Annotated in this window: 2 protein-coding genes; both read left to right on the plus strand. The window is 66.3% G+C overall.

The window, feature by feature from the left end:
- Positions 1–584 precede the first annotated feature (584 nt).
- Positions 585–923: a preprotein translocase subunit YajC gene (gene yajC / locus JOY90_RS35945; RefSeq protein ID WP_291695835.1), complete on the plus strand. Its 339-nt coding sequence runs from the start codon at positions 585–587 to the stop codon at positions 921–923.
- Positions 923–2161 (plus strand): protein translocase subunit SecD (gene secD / locus JOY90_RS35950; protein WP_291695836.1); only part of this gene is annotated, 1239 nt, incomplete at its 3' end. The genes yajC and secD, both read left to right, overlap by 1 nt.

The raw sequence follows: 2161 nt of genomic DNA on the forward strand, positions 1-2161 counted from the left end.
GAGCTGAGCCGCGGCCGCACGATCGCAACCGTGGAGGCATATATCCGCTCGGCCGAGGGCAAATTGCTCGCCCATGGCACGTCGACGCTGATCATCTTCGCAAGGAAGGCGGATGCTGCATCAAGTTCAGCATGACGGGAGAGCGCGCAAAAACGCCTCGAAAACTTGCCGCGCGCCGGTCCATGGTGTAAACGCGGCGGCGAAATTGATGGTCGAAGCTGCGCCCCCGGCAGATGCCGCGCGGGCGCTTTTTCATGGCTCCCATGATGCCGCGGGCACGCTCCTCTCTGCGCCGCTTTCTATCTGTCCGCAAAATAGAAAAAGTAGAGCCGCTTTTCCGCTGGGCCGGAATCGGGTTTCATTGTCGTGCCAGGAACGTGGCTCCCGCCGGGACCGCGGATTCTTCTATTTCTTCGTGATTTAGAAAATAGGCCAATCCAAACCCGCTCGCCGAAGCGCACTCCCGTCCCGCTTCGGCAATCGCGGCCGCCCGCCTTGCCTTGGCAATCGCCCCTCCCCATGATAGGCGCACCGCGCTTTCAGGACGAGCGCCTCCGCGCCGCCTCCTCTCCAGGTAGGAAGTCATGTTCGAATCCCCAGCTTTTGCTCAGGCGACCAACAGCAGCGCCGCCGGCGCCGGCCCGCCGGCCTGGGTCACCTTCCTGCCCTGGCTCGCCATCCTCGTCATCTTCTACATCCTGATGATCCGCCCGCAGCAGAAGCGCGTGAAGCAGCATCAGACGATGCTCGGCGCGGTCAAGCCGCGCGACATCGCGGTCACCAGCGGCGGGCTGATCGGCAAGGTCACCAAGGTCGACGAGAATGAGGTCGAGCTCGAGGTCGCGCAGGGCGTCAGGGTGCGGGTGGTGAAGTCGATGCTGAGCGACGTCCGACCGCACGGCGCCAAGGCGGCGAACGACTGATGCTGAATTTCCCGCGTTGGAAGGTGATCGGGATCTGGGCGATCCTCGCTTTCGGCATCCTCCTTTCCGTGCCCAGCCTGCTGCCGCCGAGCGTCTCGGACTATCTCCCCGGCTGGGCGCAGCGCATCCACGTCAATCTCGGCCTAGACCTCGCCGGCGGCAGTCACTTGCTGCTGGAGGCGGATACGGGCGACGTCGCCCGGGTGCGCGCCACCCTGATCGAGGATACGGTCCGCCGGGCGCTGCGGGGCAACAACCCCTCGATCGACATCGGCGAGGTCTCGACCGCGGGCGGCCAGCTGAGCTTCGTCGTCCGCGATCCGACCCAGGTCGACACCGCGCTGCAGGTCGTCCGCGACGCGACCCGGCCGAGCGGGTTCGGCGGCGTGCGCGAATGGGACGTCACCAACCAGGGCAATCGGGTCACCCTGCGCCCGACCCAGGCCGGGCTCGACAATGCGATCAACCAGGCGATGACCGGGGCGCGCGACGTCATCGACCGGCGCATCAACGCACTCGGCACGCGCGAGCCGACCATCCAGCGCCAGGGCGCCAACCGCATCCTCGTCGAGGTGCCGGGCCTGCAGAATCCCGACCAGCTCAAGGCGCTGATCGGCCGCACCGCGCGGCTCGAATTCCACCTGGTCGATCTCACCGTCACGCCGGAGCAGATCCGCTCGGGCCGCGCCCCGATCGGCAGCCAGATATTGCCTTATGCCGAAGGCGGGCCGGGCGCCCGCATCGCCGTCCAGCGCCGTCCTATCATCACCGGCGACATGATCTCGGATGCCCGCCAGGGCTTCGACCAGCAGGACGGCCGCGCCGTCGTCGACATCACCTTCGACGGCAACGGCACCCGCCGCTTCGCGCGGGTCACCCAGGAGAATGTCGGCAAGCCGTTCGCGATCATCCTCGACAATGTCGTCCTCTCCGCGCCCAACATCCACGAGCCGATCCTTGGCGGCACCGCCCAGATCAGCGGCAGCTTCACCGTCGACAGCGCCAACAGCCTCGCCATCTCGCTGAAATCCGGCAGCCTGCCGGTCAATTTGCGGATCGTGGAGGAGCGCTCGGTCGGCCCCGATCTCGGCAGGGACTCGATTCAGAAGGGCGTGATCGCCAGCATCGTCGCCACCGCCGCCGTGCTCATCTTCATGTTCGTGAGCTACGGCCGCTTCGGCCTCTATGCCGACCTCGCCGTGGCGATAAATCTGTTCATCATCGTCGGCGTGATGGCG

Origin of the sequence: Bradyrhizobium sp. (assembly GCF_019242285.1) — a bacterium.
Classification (GTDB): domain Bacteria; phylum Pseudomonadota; class Alphaproteobacteria; order Rhizobiales; family Xanthobacteraceae; genus Bradyrhizobium.